Here is a 15,599-nt window from a genome sequence, read left to right as displayed (position 1 = left end):
TTTCCGGATAAATTACTGTAGTCAAATTTCTACCTTGTAGATAAGAGTATCTACGGAAGTACTAAAAAATTTATTTTTAGATTGTTAATCAGACCAGCCAGTAATTAAGCCAGTCTATTTTGAATATACTTCGCTGAATCTAAAGCAATTGTAGTTATGAGAACAAACTGGAAAAGTTATAAAGTTATGATTTGCCAACAAAAATTTTATCTAATACCAAAGTCGGATTCTCAAAATCCGTAGGATGATTTTTTCTATTCTAGATTTTAACAGCAATGAAATGCGCTAGAATAGTATAATTACTAAGATTTTGAGGTTTTTAGACTGGGTTTTTATATCTACATATTTTTGAAAAAAGTCAGACAACATTATTGTTGTATTATTAATAAGTATATATCAGGATATCTAAGCAATATCAAAACAAGGTAGTAATTTAAATTACAATAATTTACCCGGACACAGGTGATATTTTTTTGATATTTATTGCTTGCGTAGGAGGGTCAAATATACAAATTTTCAGGTGAAAGCTTCCATAGCGATCCTAAATCATTCTCTTCAACAAGATCCCCGACTTCTGGAAGAAGTCGGGGATCTGAGCATATCGATTTTCACAAATCAAATAGGACTGCTATATAAATAATTGCGGTGCTAATTGACCACCTGGGAACCGTGACTACGAGGGTCATCTTGACTAGCTGTGGGTGCTACTGGGGCTGAAAATTTGGAAACCTTGCCGCTAGTTTGGGCATAAGGTAGGGGAGAATCAGTTAGTAAAGCGTCTAAGTTGCTAGCCATGACGGTACGTGGTTGATCGCCGATCGCCTGGGCGATCGCTTCCCCAGCCTTACCCAAAAATACAAAATGGGGAATTCCATCCACCCGATATTTCAACATTTCTGGTAGCCATTTGGTATTATCCACATTCAGCATGACAAAATTTAGTTTGTCAGCATATTGCTGTTCTAACTCAGCCATATCTGGTGCCATTTTTTGACAGACAGTACACCAATCAGCGTAAAACTCCACCAGTGAGGGCTTACCGTTGCTCATCGCGACTTCTAGAGGTGTAGAAGACTCACCTAACTTCGCGAGAGATGCAGAAGTCGTCTCGGTTCGCAGTCCTAAAACTAAGGCGACGCTGAGGGCGATCGCTACTATGGCTATTAAGAAATTTCTCACACGCCCCCCTACAATGGATTCAGGCTTGGCTGGAGAATTAACAGGTGAATCTGGTGTCATAACAGAATTATTAAAACTTATTAAGCAGGATCATTTTCAGTGTAACGGAAGGGGATAGGGACTAGAGGCTAGGGATGAGGGAGATGAGGGGGACAAGGGAGATAATTAATAACTGTTGACTGTTGACTGTTGACTGTTGACTGTTGACTGTTGACTGTTGACTGTTGACCAATGACAAATGACAACTGACAACTGACAACTGACAAATTTGTGAAAAAACGAGTTACTCTGACATTTCCTAAACGCGCTGTGCAAATGCCGGTTACCTATAGACTGGCAAAAGAGTTCAACGTTGCTGCTAATATTATCCGTGCCCAAGTGGCGCCTAATCAAATAGGCAAACTGGTGGTGGAACTATCGGGAGATATCGATCAGTTAGATGCGGCGATTGAATGGATGCGATCGCAAAATATCAATGTTGCTCATACCTTGGGCGAAATTATCATTGATGAAGATACTTGTGTCCACTGTGGTTTGTGTACTGGGGTGTGTCCCACTGAAGCCCTTACCCTCAATCCACCAGACTACAAGCTGACATTCACGCGATCGCGCTGCATTGTCTGTGAACAGTGTATTCCTACCTGTCCTGTACAAGCAATCTCTACTAATCTTTGAAAAGTCAATATTGGGCATGGGGCATGGGGCATAGGGCATGGGAAGATATAGGGGAGAGGGAAGAAAACTCCCCACACTCCCTTATCCCCCTAGCCCTTCCCTAATCCCAAGGCGAACACATCTGCTATAACTGTGCTATCTCCTAAGAGTCTATTCTTGGCTGGAGAGTCATAAACTACCAACAACGAAGGTTTGCCGGCTACATCATTAAATATTGTCATCCCCTCTGCATGATCTTCTCTATTCCCATAGGGAATGTCTTGCACAAGTTCTGGGTAACTCAGAGTATTTTCTGCTAAATTCACACCAGCTTGCCAACGATATACTTCCACTGGGCCGTCTAAATCCATCGTCGGCCCAGCTAAAATCAACAAGTCTTCTCCATTCAAACACAAATCCCGAATTCCTAAACCATTCAACCACAGAAAATGCTTTTTATATCCCTTGTTTTCTTCACCAATTGGCTTTAGTGTCATCAGTCCCAGGTGAGAACTTTCTAATTCTATTTCCAAAATTACAGCCCAACCTCGCAATACTGGCCCTCTTAAACCCAGGAAAATGCGGTTTTGATCAATGCTGATTCCTTCGATATCAAACCCATTATCTTTTCCGGGGATTGCTGCTTGAATATAGAATCCTAAATGAGGATCATTTGCTAAGGCTGTCATCAGCAAATTACCCTGGTTAGTCAACTCTAGTTTAGCGGCACTCAATTGCTCATTGGGATTTTGTGGGTGTGGGCAAGATGAGCATAATTTTCCATCTACAAGGGGAATTCTACCTAAGATGTATCGGTTGGATTCTGATCTAACTGTCGCTAATCTTTGAATATTTTTTATATCACTATATTTGCTTTTAGGTTTTTGCCGCTTGTAGCTGTGAGAACCAACAAACCATAAGTAATAATCTGCATAAGCCAGCCCTTCAATATCAATTTCTTCGCCTTCTGGTGCTGGTAAATCAATAAATTCTGCTACTCGGAATTGTTGGTGGTCTGCAAACTTGTTATTCTCAATCAATGAGAGTCTTTCAATAGATGAGCTTTCATCTGAGCCTAACCATATATGCTGATGTGGGGTTAGGATGATCGCCGACAGGTCTTTTCTGTGTTTGGCAAAACTCTCGACAAAAGTTAAATATACTTGATTTAACAAAATGCTGTTATTCATTTTACATGACTCTCGGCAGGTTTGATTGAAGATTATTTTATTTTGGTTTTAAATCATACTAGGTCTACCTCTGGAGATAGAAATTGTATTGCTCCTATTTATGTCATATATAGTGAATCTATAATTAGCGATCGCCACAAAAATCAATGTGAACTTTGCAGGCGATCGCAGATAATAACTGATGCATTATCTCAAAGAAAAATTAGCTGAAGATTTGAATTTAAAAATTATCAAAAGTTATATATGAAAATCTTTTAAGAATGTTATGATAAATAATTCAGATTGCGTATGAGATTGGTGTCAATATGAAAATAACTACAAATACTCCGGTACAAACGCTTGGAGACTACGCATACCAGGCAGTGCAAAAACATTATAAGAAAATTCTCAAGTACGAAAAGTCAGTTAAGAAAGATGAAGATCCAGAAGCGTTGCACCAAATGCGAGTAGGGATGCGTCGCCTACGTACCTCTGTCAGTAGATTTGCAGTCGCCTTAGATTTATCGAAGCCGATAAGTGATAAAAATATCGGTAAAATTGCTCGCCGTCTTGGTAACCTCCGAGATTTAGACGTACTCAAAGAACACTTAGAAAAAGGTTATAAACCGCGTTTATCTCATAAAGAACAGACATATTTGCATACAGCATTTGATGCGATCGCCAAACAACGTGAACAGGCATTATCTATAGTAGAGACAACATTAAAAGACGAAGCTTACAAGTCTTTTAAACAAGCAATGGAAGAGTGGTTAGAAAAACCAAAATATAAAGATTTAGCTGATATTACAATTTGGCAAGTATTACCAGATTTACTTTTACCAGAAGTGAGCCAATTCTTCTTGCATCCTGGTTGGTTGGTGGGAACTGAATTTGTGAAATCGGAATTAAAAATCCATCACGGCTGGGAAGCAGAAAAGGTAGAACAACAATTAACTAGTCAAGGTGAAATACTGCATAGTTTGCGCAAACAAGCCAAACGTGTACGCTACCAAATGGAGTTGTTTTCTGATTTATATAGCGAGTCTTACGCCGCTTATATTGGAGATGTGAAAAACATCCAAGACATTTTGGGAGAGATGCAAGATAGTGTAGTTTTAACTGAGTGGCTGGAGGATGTATTTAAGTCAGACATGCACAGTCATTTGCATGGGCTGACTAAATTATTAGCAGAAAATCGTTATCAATTATGGCAGCAATGGCAACCATTGCAAGAGCGGTATCTGAAAACCAAAAATAGACATGGCTTTCATTTAACAATACTACATCCTAAGGAATCTGGTTTTGATCGTGAAAATCAGACTCATAAGGCTGAAGTATGAAGGCTGAAGTATGAAATGAAGAAAACCCTATAGTCAGCCTACTAGCGAGTAGATAATTGGATAGGAGCTTCTAGTGACAAAACATAAACACTACTTTGGGGAATCTGCACAATCCGGGTATTTTCTGCGGAACGCAAGCCAGAGACTAATCCAATAGCACTTCCCAGCATTGCACCTCTGTCAAACTGTTCAGGATCGCCATTGCTTAAAAAGCCCAAGGTACTTCCTGTCAGTCTACCCCAAACAGAACCGTTTTCTACAGCTTTGTCATTAGCTCGCTTTTGGGTAATAGTAGTACCAGGAATCATTTGACTCGATGCTTTAATCGAGACAATTCGACCATTAATTACTAACGACTGTGCCACAATTTTAGCGCCGCCATCAGTCGGTTTCAGAACAATAGTTACCGGAGTATTTTCTGGTGCTACAATATTACCTTGAGCATCTTTAATTGCACTAGCTAAAGGCAGCGTTAAAGGATAATCTTTCTTTTGCCCGACATCGACGGTAACAGGTGCGGGAAATGAGACAATAATTGCTGTATCTTGAGGAATAGTAAGTTCTTGACTAATTGCTGGCGGTTGAGATGGTACGCTAGTAGCTGGTTGAGCATTAGCTGGAACTGCGTAGGCGTAGCCCGTCGAAGACATCGCACCCAACAAAGACACAGAACAAGCAAGACTTAACAGCATTGGAGTTTTCATAATCGTTTTCCCGTTGATATGAGTAGTGTTTGCAAGGTTTCAACCCCTTCACTCCATCAATAGGTTGGCGATCGCAACTTTATGCAGTCTTATTTAACTGTATCAGCTATTAAGTTTTGTAAATCTTCAATTGTGTCAGATGCGATCGCACTGCGGAAAATCGCTGTTAAGCTGTCTAAATCGGCAATTTGGGCGATTTGTCCCATCAATTGTAATCCCTCATTGCCAAACTTCGTCTCTAGCGTCATTTGAATATTCGCTAGTGTTTGTTCTCTTCTTCCACGTTGTTCGCCTTCACGCAAAATTTCTTGATACCAAGGTGACTCGCGCAATACTGTCATATCCCACCTCATGATTTGTTGAACAAGTGCGCTATCTATTACAAAAGTAGCAAAAAATGCTAAGACCGTTTCTAATTGGTTTAATTGTTCGTCAGCTTGCAATAAACGCAATGCTTCTCGAATTGTAGACTCGTTTTCACCACCTCTAAGAATTGGTACAAAGGGAAGTAACGATGGTACAGGTTGTTCAAAGACGATGTTAACATCTACTTCCCACAAGTTAATCACGCGGTAATCTTGGTAGGCTTCTATCCCCGCAATATTAGATTGGTAGCGTGTAGGAATTTCTGCATTACTCGTTTTCAGGATATTAATTAATACAGGATAGGTTGGTAAATTATATTTTTCTTCTGCTAATCCAGCATAAGCACGCATTCTTCTTGGCATTTCTGGTTTGTAGCGCAATTGTAATTCATTGAGAACCAGAAATTCTCCATGTTGGGGACTTTCGACGCGGATGAGTACATCGCTTTCTCGACTGATCCATTGAAATTCCGAATTGAGGATTTCGCCTGCGATCGCATCGGGTATTTGGGTTACCCATTTTACCCAATTGTCTGGAGCAAGACTAATTAAGCGTTTAGTGCTGACATCGGCAGGTTTAGACATAAGAGAATATAGATGTACTCAAGGCACAAAATTTATCATACTTGATTTGCTCTGAGATATGTTTTTGATAAACAAGCATTATTAAGTTTTATTTCCGTTATCTGGTTGCACAATAGATTGACAGAAATTATAAAATTCTGTTTGCGTTTTATGATAAGTAGGAAGATAAGATTGATTCAACCAAGTACATCCATCACGCATTAGTTCGTCTAAATCTTTAACATTCCAAACTATTGCCGTTTTATCATCCCCTGCTGTAACGAGATGTTTGCCATCCTTGCTAAAATTTACACTTCTGACAATATCAGAATGTCCTTTAAAGTCTGCCAATAATTGTCCAGACAGAGTCCATAGTTTCACCGTCCCATTGCGCCCAACTGTGGCAACAATTTTATTTTTATCATCTTTAGGGTCGCTAAAACTGATATTTTTTACGCTGCCCTGATAAGTTTTAATTTCTTGTAAGCATTTTCCTGATAAATCCCACCGTCGAATTGTACCATCGTCTCCAGCTGTAACCAATTCTTGATCGTGATTAATAAAACTGACTCCGTAAACAGTTCCTTTATGTCCTTTTAATTCTCTTGGTTTTCGTTCTTTAATTTGCCATTCTTTTAGTTCTTCAATATTCCATATTTTTGCCTTGCCTTGTTCTCCAACTGCTGCTAAAAACTTACCATTTTGACTGAATCTGACAGCTTCAACTTTTGCTTCTAGAGGAAATGTACCATCCGGAAACTGCTTACCAAATTTCCACAATTTGACTATACCATCGCTTCCACCTGTCGCAAGGCGAGGAGAATTTGCTGGAGCAGTTGGATCGAAGTTCACGCTCCAAATAGTCTCGCCCTTATTGGTTGAAAAAGATTTTTCGTTTTCCCACTTATCACCTTTACGATGCCAAAGTCTGATCACTCCATCACTTCCAGATGTAGCGATTCGTTGTCCGTCAGGGCTAAAGCGAACACTTTTAATTTTAATATCAGCGTTAGGATGAGTTTCTATTACTGTTGATTGGATAACTAAAGGTTTTGGATAAATTTTCCATAATCTAACTGTGCCATCATCAGAAGCTGTAGCAATTTCTGTATCATCTTTTGGGTTAAAACGAACACTGTATATTGCTTGTTTATGAGCGTCTAATTTTATTGGCTCTTCCTTGACGAGTTTATCAACTTTCCAAATTCTCACAACACCATCATTTTTTCCTGCTGTAGCCAGTTGTTCGCCATCTTTGGTAAAACGAAAACTCACAATACTGCCTTGATGACCTTTAAATTCTGCAAATGTTTTAGCCGTCAAATTTTCTTGTAGATCCCATAGTTTAATTATGCCGTCTTTACTGGCAGTTGCTAGAATATTCGCATCTTTAGTGCTAAAACGCACTACTTCAACACCTTCTTGATGGGCTAAAAACTCTGTTAATTGGTTGTATGGTGGCAAAGAGTTCCAAATTTTTACTGTCCCATCGGCTGAAGCTGTAGCAATTTTACATTTAGAGTTGGTTGGATCTTTACATTCCAGGCTAAAATTAACGCTATTAATTCTGGCTTTGTGTCCTGCAAATATTGCTATCTCTTTTTCTTGAATACCATTTACATTTATTTTCCATAGCTTTGCCAATCCATCATCACCACCAGAAACAAATCGTTCTTGATCGCCGCTAGTATTCAAACTTTTGATGCTTGGCTGATGCTCGTCACAATCAATGTGATTTACCTTATTATTACAATTTTTGTGAGCTGTAATTATTTGCGGTTCTAATAATTTATTTACTGATAAATTCCAAAGTTTAATAGTGCCATCTTGCCCAGATGTAACTATTTGGTTATTGTTAATAAATCGTACATGGTTGATTCCGCCTTGTTTAGTGTTAACAGACAATAATGGTTGCGGCTCTTCCACATTAATAGATTTTTTATCCCATATCTTTAATTTACCATCCTTACCACCTGTTGCAAACTTAGCTTGATTTTGTGCCGGTGCAAAATCAATAACTCTAATCTTATTTTGATGAGCAGTAAATTTTATATTTTTATTATTTGGTTGGGGGTTAATAGGAGTCAGCTGGACTGTTCCATCTTCACCAGCAGTAGCGATTTGGGTATCTTGTTCAAACCAAGATAAGCTATTGATTCCTTCCTGACCAGGATTAAATTCGTTGATTTGACGGAGACGGGTATCATCGAGAATTGTCTGTAATGCTAATAATGGAGTAACAGTTGGATATTTTTCTAAATCACTGTTTTCCCCTACCAAATTTTTGAGATCTTTTCCTGCTTGCATTGCCAAAAATAAAGATTCAATTTGTGCGCCCTCAAATTCTCTCAATGCAGTAAGACCAGCTTGCTCTAATTTTGTAGTTTGTTGAAAATCTCTCAATTTGTTGCTTACACAATAGACTGAAACCGTAGCTAACAATAAGAATATAAGCGTTATTATAATGCCTGTAATAATCAATTTTTTGGCTCTTCGTCTTGCTACATCTATAGTACGTTTTGCCTCTATTTGAGCTTTTTCTTGCTCTAATTTTTGACTAGCAGCCAAAAATTGATAGTCCTCAACGCTTAAACTTTTATCTGCTGACCATTCCAGAGCTGCTTGCAATTGTTTTCCAAGTAATAACTTGGATTCGTCTTGACGAGAAGACCTTAACCAAGCTGATAGCTTATCTGCATATGAACGTAGTTTATTTTGTTCCTTTTTAACCCAATTTAGATTAAAAATTTGCTCGTAAATTGGATTGTATACCCTTAATTTACCTTGCTTTTTAGCTACTAAACCAGATAATCGCAATTCAATTTTTTCTGGGTGACCATCAGCAATAATTTCGTTACCCTGCAAAACTTCTTTGTATAATTCCAGCAGTTTTAGTGTACGCGGGTTATTTTTTAAGATGCGATCGCGTATGCTTCTCAAATGTTCTGGTTCATCTTGTGCTTGCCAGTTGTCTATAATGTGCGATTGGACAAAATCTTTAACTCCCACAACATCAATACCATCAGGAAGGTGTTTACAAACTTTCTGGGTAAGAAAGGGTTGTCCACCCGTCCATTTTAAAATTTCCTCCATCACTGCTTGCGGATTGCTGACTCTGTCAATTAATCCCTGAATTAAAGGTTGTGCATTATCTAACTGAATGCCATTAAGTTCAATAGCTCGACCAATATTAAAAGGTGTAATATTTTCATAAGAAATTAAATTTGATGGAGTTGCTACTCCTAAAAGTGTAAAAGTTAGACGTTGATATTCAATTTTATCGGCACGTTGATTATAGCAAGAACGAATCCACGCAAAAAAATCGTCGGTTTCAAAACTAAGTTTGCGAACGTAATCTATCTCATCAATAAAAATGACAAAATTTCCAGTAATCTCTTTGAAGAGAACCTCTTCAATAAACTTACTTAACCGTCGCAAAGCAGGTAATGACTCATGACTTAACCACCAATCTTCACAATCAATAGTTTCGTATAAATCTAAACTGCTAATAAGACTATCAAAAATTCCTGCATACCATTTTTCTGGTGTAACATCAATAGCACCAATTTGACTGATATCAATTTCTGCACAAGCAATTCCCTCTGTTTGCAACCGTCGCATAGTTTGTACCCGCAAGCTGGATTTACCCATCTGTCGGGAATTGAACACATAACATACATCCCCTAATTTCAATGCTTGGTATAAATCTTCATCTGCTTGTCGTAGAACATAAGTAGGAGAATCAGCACGTAAACTTCCTCCTGCCTGATATTGATATTTTGGATTGGGATTTAGGTTCATCCATTAACCCCCAGATGTTTCCGAAAATACAGTCTATACATATCAGATACTGGCAAGACACAATTGTCTGTAAATTTCACTAATCCCATACTGCGTAACTGATCGGCGATATCAGCACCTATCATTACTGAATTATTAGCATTTACCACATTTCTCATCGCTGTATGTAATTCGGGATTTTGTCTCAGCTTCGATAAATGCTTACGTAGATGATTTCCATATAAACCTTCGTCTGTAGGTGCTTTCTCTAACAGTTCTTGTAATGTCAGTTCTTGGCGTGCAATTCTATGCAGTCCCAAGCGCAACAAATAAGGATGGCCACCAACCATTGCCATTAGTGACTCAATTTCTTTCTCAGTCCAATTAAGTCTGTGACGTTGTACCAAATCCCTTATTTGTGGCTTAGTAAAATCTTTTAATTCAATTATTAATCCGGCATTAGATAAAGGTGACTGATGCAAAGAACTATCAACTCTATGAGAATGTGAAATTACCAACCTGAGTTTTTCCCATATTGGTTTTGTTCTAGATTTATCATACCAGCTACGTAGCAAACCAAAAAATTCGCTAGCAATCTCTGGATATTCAAAAATTAAGTCCACGTTATCTAAAGCCAGAAGTAGAGGATTATTAATTTCTGCCAAAAGATATCTTTGAAAGTAATTCGTACAATTAATTTTTGCAGGGTTTGAAGCCCGCCAATAATCAGACAGCTTATCCTCTAGATCTAAGCCATTAGTAATACTCAAACAGAACCACTGCAAGAATTTATCTAAATTTGTAAATGAGTTATTTTCTGTCTCAAAAAAGTTGATGTAAGTAGTTTGATAACTTTGCTGTTCAGCTAAATAAATAATTCTTAATATTAAGGAAGTTTTTCCCCATTGTTGGGGAGCTTTGACTCTAATTAATGCTCCAGGGTATAAGATTTCGTTGGCACAATCAGATTCAATAGCAGGAGTTTTGATATAAAAAGCGGAGTTCAGTGGTACAGAACCTTCTGGTTTTTCTAAGAACGGGCGATCGCCTTCTTTTGATGTTGAATTAACGCCAGTACCATTTCTGCTTTTTAATACAGGAGTTGAAAACTCAGGAATCCCTTCTAAATCAATTGCATTACAGCCAAATTTGTAGGCTTCCTCATAGCTGCGGTTGGCACCCAAGGCATCATAAAACCCAACAGCAAACTCTATTGCTGCCTCTTCACCTATTTTTTGATTCATGCCGATCACGCAATCAACATGTTCGTAAATCGCTTGCGCTTGCACTTCGCTGTAGCAAGCATTTAACAAAACACACTCTATCTTGTCGTTAAATAATCCAAATAGTCCTGCCAGAGAGTTTGTACTAACCAGCTGCATTTGTCCTGTATCATTTTCTAAGACTAAACCATCTTCGCCGGAACCATTCCCAGAAAAGTGAACTATTTGGGGTTCATTGTCTAACAGGGCACGACGAATATCCTTTGAACGCACTGCCCATTCCGTGATGATTTCAAACTTATCTCTATTTTTAGAGCGTTCTAAACCTGCCTTGATTTTTCGCACTTGCTCAGCAAGGCGAAGTCTTGACTTATTTATCGGATTGGCTGACAAAATCAGGATTTTCTTCACATTCTAGCCAACTTTCTTAATATAAATTTTTATAGAGTAAATATCAAATACACTGACTTCTAAGTAAATTCCGAATAATAATCAGAAAAATTAGTGAGGAATTAATAACAATTGCTTAATATATATGTATATTTACTGGAATTTTAAATTGATTATACTACAGCACAGTTGAGTTCAGGCTGAAAGTGTTATGTCATGCCCAGTGAATCACCGATCAAACGTAATTACGAGCGCAAAGAAGTGAAGCGTTTAGGGAAAGAGGCTTAAGGCAGGGAAGCGAAGCTATGCCCATAGGTGTCAACTTAACGTGAAATCCCTGCCAACACTTAATTTTATTGTATTTCTTCCTTCTGCCTTCTGCCTCCTGCCCTCTGCCTTTCTTCGAGCAGCCAGATTCAAGAATTTTGTGATACTCTTCAACCTGCGATGGGACATCTCAAGATTTTAAGAACTAATACTCTAGCTAGTAATTTTTCACAAATAGTTTAAGTTTGCTGTATCGTTTATTGTCTCAATGACTTTCGGATTAATCCCATAATATTTAGCAGCTTCCGACATCTTTAAATGTAATAAATTTTCATCACCAAGTTCTTTGATTCCCTCAGGTTTAGATGGGAATTTATCCAGCGCCTTCATAACTTCTAATGCTATTGACTTAGCTAAAAGCGGAGGTACAGAATTACCAACTTGGCGAAATCCATGCCATTTAGTCACATGAAATCTAAACCAATCGGGATAGGAATGCAGCCGCGCTGCTTCTCTCACTGTGATACATCTAGGTGTAAAAGGATGAATTGGTCGAGGCGAAGTAAAAGAACCCCGATACATATCTGTACCTGCTCTTAATGTGTTACAAACACCCGATGGATGCAATTTATGAAACCGACTAATTGGTTCTCTTTCTCCTTGAACTGTAGCTGCAAAGCGTTCCCTAGTTGCATCTGAGTGTTTGGTGCGGAGGCTAGAAGAAAGAATTGGAAAATCAAATTTACGTGGGTATGAATAATCATTTTTTAAAGTCTTGATACCGCGTAGTGTCAGAGCATAATTGCTAGGCTTACCGAACTCTGCTACTACCCAATCTTGTGTCAGTAACTCAGAATAATTTTCGACTTCCGGTATATCGCCAATTGCATCCCAAACTGTAGGACTTTTTCCCAATACCGATGACTTTTTCTTTGGCGATTGATTTGGCTTGGCTATTTGAGTCAGGCGCTGGGGATATTTTGGTAATACTACATCTTCTCTTGCTCCTAGGAGAAATAATCTTTCCCTTGCTTGTGGAACTCCGTAATGAGCAGCATTAAGAACTTGGTAATTTTCTTCTACTTGATAACCTTTACTTTGAAACTCGCTAATCAAATTTTTGAGGATTTGTTTATGTTCGCCGATGGTGATACCTCGGACATTTTCCATCACAAAAAATTTTGGTTTTAATTCCAAAACTAGGCGATGAAAATGAAATACTAAAGAATTACGTGGGTCGTCAACAACCCGTTTACCAATAATAGAAAATCCTTGACAGGGGGAACCACAAAGTACCACATCAATTTCCCGATCGCCAATTTGCGATCGCTTTCTAATTTCTGAGCCTGTAGTATCCACTACACTTTGGCATAACACCGTCCAAAAGGGAAAATTAAATTCGTGGATTGCACAATGAATCGGGTCAATTTCCACCGCCGCAAGTACATCAAAGCCAGCTTGTTCAAACCCAAGAGTCATCCCACCTGCGCCGGCGAACAAGTCAACTGCGATTGGTCGTTGTTTTCTCAACTCATCAGCCATGACCCAAAAAGTTTAAAGATGCTATTTTATACTTCATCCTTCATACTTCATACTTCATCCTTCATCCTTTATCTAGCATTTGCAAAATTTCTTGAGCTGCGCGATCGCATACTCCCACTTCCCCTAAGCACTGCTGCATTTCTTGATAATCTGTTAAAGTTTGCTGTTTTTTAGCATTATTGAGCAATAATTCCATTGCAGCAGAGATAATGTTCTCTGCTGTCGCTTGCTCTTGTAAAAACTCTGGGACAATCTCCCGCATCACTAGCAAATTGGCTGGCGATGCAAAGGGGATAGAACCTTTAAGTATTTTACGCGCAATCCAAGCTGTAATCGGATTCAGGCGATAGACAACCACTTGGGGTACATTTAACAATGCTAGTTCTAGGTTGACAGTGCCTGATTTGGTAATGGCAAAATCAGCCGCCGCAAAAACTTCTTTTTGTTGACCAGATAAAATAGTAGCCCGCAAACCGTAACGCTCAATAGCTGTTGCAATTGGCTGTCTGAATTCTTCTAAAGATAAAGGAATCCAGAAATGTACTTCTGGTAATTTGGCTTGAATAGTTTGGGCGGCGGAAAAAATTATCGGTAAAAGATATTTTAATTCTTGATGACGAGAAGCAGGTAAAAGAGCAACTGCGATCGCATCTGGGGAAATTCCCAATTTAGCCCGGGCTGCTTGGCGGCTGGGAGCGGTTTGCATCCGATCAACTAGGGGATGCCCTACCCAAGTCACATCGGCTCCTTGCTGGCTAAAATAACGGGCTTCTTCGGGGAAGATAGCTAAGAGTTTCTTCGTAAAGCCGACAATGCGGTGAGTATTCCGCAAACTCACAGACCATACCCACTCTTGGGGAGCTATGTAATAAACTACTGGCACTTTTGGCAAATTTAGTTGCATATAAGTGCCAATACCGAGATTAGGCCCCATGTAGTCAATTAGCAGCACCAAGTCTGGGGGATTTTGCTTGAGGTAGGCGATCGCTTTTCGTTGTACTAGGAGCGTTGGTACAACATAAGGCAGGGATTCCAAAAGCCCCATTGAGCCAATATGACTAGTATCGCCCAGGATGGTGGCTCCGGCTGCTGCCATTTTTTCACCACCCAGCGCGACAATCTCCAGTTCTAAGCCAGCCGCCACAGCTTGACGCTTTAGCGCCGCAATTAGTAGAGAACCTTGCAAATCGCCAGACACTTCGCCAGTGCTGATAAATATCCGCATTTGGTAATTGGGGAAAATAAGGAAATATATTTTTATCTCACGCAAAGGCGCAAAGGCGCAAAGAAGAACGCACAATATCTCTTCCTTCGCGTCCTTGGCGTTCTTGGCGGTTCGTTTTTCTTAGTTTGAGTTGAGTTCTCAATCCCCAACTCAAACTTCTAACTAACTTACGACTCATCACTGCTGCTTGGTTTACCCTTGCCAGGAATTAAACCACGTCTTCCTGGCATTTTAGAAAGTAGTAAGAAGCGCCGCAGGTGTTGTAGCTGTTCAGTTTCACCTAGGAGTTCTAGCTGTTCTAAAGCTTCTTTAAAAGTTAACTTAGAGCGATAGAGAATCCGAAAGGCTTTTTTGAGAGTTTGTAACTCATTTGCATCCATCCCAGAACGTTTTAACCCTACTAAGTTGAGGGTGCGCACTCTGGCTGGATTTCCTTCCACAAGCATATATGGCGGCACATCGCGGTCAATACGTGCCATACCTCCCACCATTGAGTGTCTACCAATATGCACAAATTGATGAACTCCCAAAACCCCGCCCAATCTAGCCTTTGATTCGATGTGGACATGACCCGCCAGCGCCACTGAGTTGGGGATAATCACATGGTCTTCGATCACGCAGTTATGAGCCACATGGACATAAGCCATCAGTAGGTTACCGTTGCCAATAACTGTCGCTTCCCCAGCACCAGTGGCGCGGTTGATGGTAACATATTCACGAATTTGGTTATTGTCACCAATTTTGACCCAGGTAGGTTCTCCCACATATTTGAGATCCTGGGGTTCCATGCCGATAGCTGCACCAGGGAAAATTTGATTTCGCGCCCCAATTTCACAAGGCCCTTCTAGCACTACATGAGCGCCAATAACAGTTTCCGGGCCGACTTTAACATGCGCTCCAATCACAGCATAGGCACCGACTTGCACTGATGGGTGGAGTTCCGAGTTAGGATGAATTACAGCAGTTGGGTGAATTAGCGTCTTCAAGGGTGAATCTCCAGAACTGTCTTGATAGCCTGCGCCTTCAGGGAATTTGACAGGCAGCGCGATGCAGGGGTTGACCCCGTTGTCGTTACTGCCGTCTCCATTACGGCGACTGGCGTTGCGGAACGTTTAAGTAATCAGGTACTGAAAAATTAAGTCTTCAGTGACCGAAGTGTCGGGCGAAGCAAGTTAGGTGTGAGGGCGCAGAAATTTA

Annotated in this window: 12 protein-coding genes; 2 read left to right on the top strand and 10 right to left on the bottom strand. The window is 39.7% G+C overall.

Features of this window, described 5'->3' with window-relative positions; all coding sequences use genetic code 11:
* Positions 1-648: 648 nt before the first annotated feature.
* Positions 649-1,239 carry a thioredoxin family protein gene (locus AACU32_RS25515; RefSeq protein WP_096603982.1) on the bottom strand — a complete coding sequence of 197 codons (591 nt, stop codon included), beginning with the start codon at positions 1,237-1,239 and terminating at the stop codon, positions 649-651.
* Between the two features lie 210 nt (positions 1,240-1,449).
* Between AACU32_RS25515 and AACU32_RS25510 the strand changes: the two genes are divergently transcribed.
* On the top strand, positions 1,450-1,854 hold the full coding sequence (locus tag AACU32_RS25510; RefSeq protein ID WP_096603981.1) for an NIL domain-containing protein: 405 nt from the start codon (positions 1,450-1,452) through the stop codon (positions 1,852-1,854).
* 89 nt (positions 1,855-1,943) lie between these two features.
* Here AACU32_RS25510 and AACU32_RS25505 read toward each other — a convergent pair whose 3' ends face one another.
* Complete coding sequence (locus tag AACU32_RS25505; RefSeq protein WP_096603980.1) at positions 1,944-3,023, bottom strand: DUF3616 domain-containing protein; 1,080 nt, start codon at positions 3,021-3,023, stop codon at positions 1,944-1,946.
* A gap of 305 nt (positions 3,024-3,328) precedes the next feature.
* Between AACU32_RS25505 and AACU32_RS25500 the strand changes: the two genes are divergently transcribed.
* Positions 3,329-4,342, top strand: coding sequence for a CHAD domain-containing protein (locus AACU32_RS25500; RefSeq protein WP_096603979.1), 1,014 nt, complete (start codon positions 3,329-3,331; stop codon positions 4,340-4,342).
* 41 nt (positions 4,343-4,383) lie between these two features.
* On the opposite strand, the gene AACU32_RS25495 is transcribed toward AACU32_RS25500, so the two are convergent.
* The 8 genes from AACU32_RS25495 to lpxA all read right to left on the bottom strand — a co-directional run bounded on the left by AACU32_RS25495 (position 4,384) and on the right by lpxA (position 15,388).
* Complete coding sequence (locus tag AACU32_RS25495; RefSeq protein WP_096603978.1) at positions 4,384-5,046, bottom strand: hypothetical protein; 663 nt, start codon at positions 5,044-5,046, stop codon at positions 4,384-4,386.
* 89 nt (positions 5,047-5,135) lie between these two features.
* Entirely contained in the window at positions 5,136-5,996 is an 861-nt protein-coding gene (locus tag AACU32_RS25490; RefSeq protein WP_096603977.1) for a transposase, read from the bottom strand.
* A gap of 81 nt (positions 5,997-6,077) precedes the next feature.
* Entirely contained in the window at positions 6,078-9,776 is a 3,699-nt protein-coding gene (locus AACU32_RS25485; RefSeq protein WP_096603976.1) for an AAA-like domain-containing protein, read from the bottom strand.
* The gene (locus AACU32_RS25480) at positions 9,773-11,389 is read right to left on the bottom strand and encodes an AAA-like domain-containing protein (RefSeq protein WP_096603975.1); all 1,617 of its coding nucleotides are present in this window, start codon (positions 11,387-11,389) and stop codon (positions 9,773-9,775) included. The genes AACU32_RS25485 and AACU32_RS25480 overlap by 4 nt, the downstream gene beginning before the upstream one ends.
* 474 nt (positions 11,390-11,863) lie before the next feature.
* The gene (locus tag AACU32_RS25475; protein ID WP_096603974.1) at positions 11,864-13,177 is read right to left on the bottom strand and encodes a DNA cytosine methyltransferase; all 1,314 of its coding nucleotides are present in this window, start codon (positions 13,175-13,177) and stop codon (positions 11,864-11,866) included.
* 61 nt (positions 13,178-13,238) lie between these two features.
* Complete coding sequence (gene lpxB / locus AACU32_RS25470) at positions 13,239-14,402, bottom strand: lipid-A-disaccharide synthase (RefSeq protein ID WP_096603973.1); 1,164 nt, start codon at positions 14,400-14,402, stop codon at positions 13,239-13,241.
* A 37-nt stretch (positions 14,403-14,439) separates the two neighbouring features.
* Positions 14,440-14,580: a hypothetical protein gene (locus AACU32_RS25465; RefSeq protein ID WP_339378270.1), complete on the bottom strand. Its 141-nt coding sequence runs from the start codon at positions 14,578-14,580 to the stop codon at positions 14,440-14,442.
* On the bottom strand, positions 14,570-15,388 hold the full coding sequence (gene lpxA / locus AACU32_RS25460; protein ID WP_096603972.1) for an acyl-ACP--UDP-N-acetylglucosamine O-acyltransferase: 819 nt from the start codon (positions 15,386-15,388) through the stop codon (positions 14,570-14,572). The genes AACU32_RS25465 and lpxA overlap by 11 nt, the downstream gene beginning before the upstream one ends.
* Positions 15,389-15,599: the final 211 nt, after the last annotated feature.

The sequence above is a fragment of the Calothrix sp. NIES-2100 genome (genome assembly GCF_963875285.1).
Taxonomy (GTDB): domain Bacteria; phylum Cyanobacteriota; class Cyanobacteriia; order Cyanobacteriales; family Nostocaceae; genus Aulosira.
The sequence above is the reverse complement of the archived record's forward strand: the minus strand, read 5'-3'. Positions and strand labels throughout refer to the sequence as shown.

Excerpts from the sequence above, each read along its gene's own strand:
- AACU32_RS25515 (WP_096603982.1), bottom strand. The coding sequence starts at position 1,239 with ATGACACCAGATTCACCTGTTAATTCTCCAGCCAAGCCTGAATCCATT.
- AACU32_RS25505 (WP_096603980.1), bottom strand. The coding sequence starts at position 3,023 with ATGAATAACAGCATTTTGTTAAATCAAGTATATTTAACTTTTGTCGAG.
- AACU32_RS25500 (WP_096603979.1), top strand. The coding sequence starts at position 3,329 with ATGAAAATAACTACAAATACTCCGGTACAAACGCTTGGAGACTACGCA.
- AACU32_RS25495 (WP_096603978.1), bottom strand. The coding sequence starts at position 5,046 with ATGAAAACTCCAATGCTGTTAAGTCTTGCTTGTTCTGTGTCTTTGTTG.
- AACU32_RS25490 (WP_096603977.1), bottom strand. The coding sequence starts at position 5,996 with ATGTCTAAACCTGCCGATGTCAGCACTAAACGCTTAATTAGTCTTGCT.
- AACU32_RS25485 (WP_096603976.1), bottom strand. The coding sequence starts at position 9,776 with ATGAACCTAAATCCCAATCCAAAATATCAATATCAGGCAGGAGGAAGT.
- AACU32_RS25475 (WP_096603974.1), bottom strand. The coding sequence starts at position 13,177 with ATGGCTGATGAGTTGAGAAAACAACGACCAATCGCAGTTGACTTGTTC.
- lpxB (WP_096603973.1), bottom strand. The coding sequence starts at position 14,402 with ATGCGGATATTTATCAGCACTGGCGAAGTGTCTGGCGATTTGCAAGGT.
- AACU32_RS25465 (WP_339378270.1), bottom strand. The coding sequence starts at position 14,580 with ATGAGTCGTAAGTTAGTTAGAAGTTTGAGTTGGGGATTGAGAACTCAA.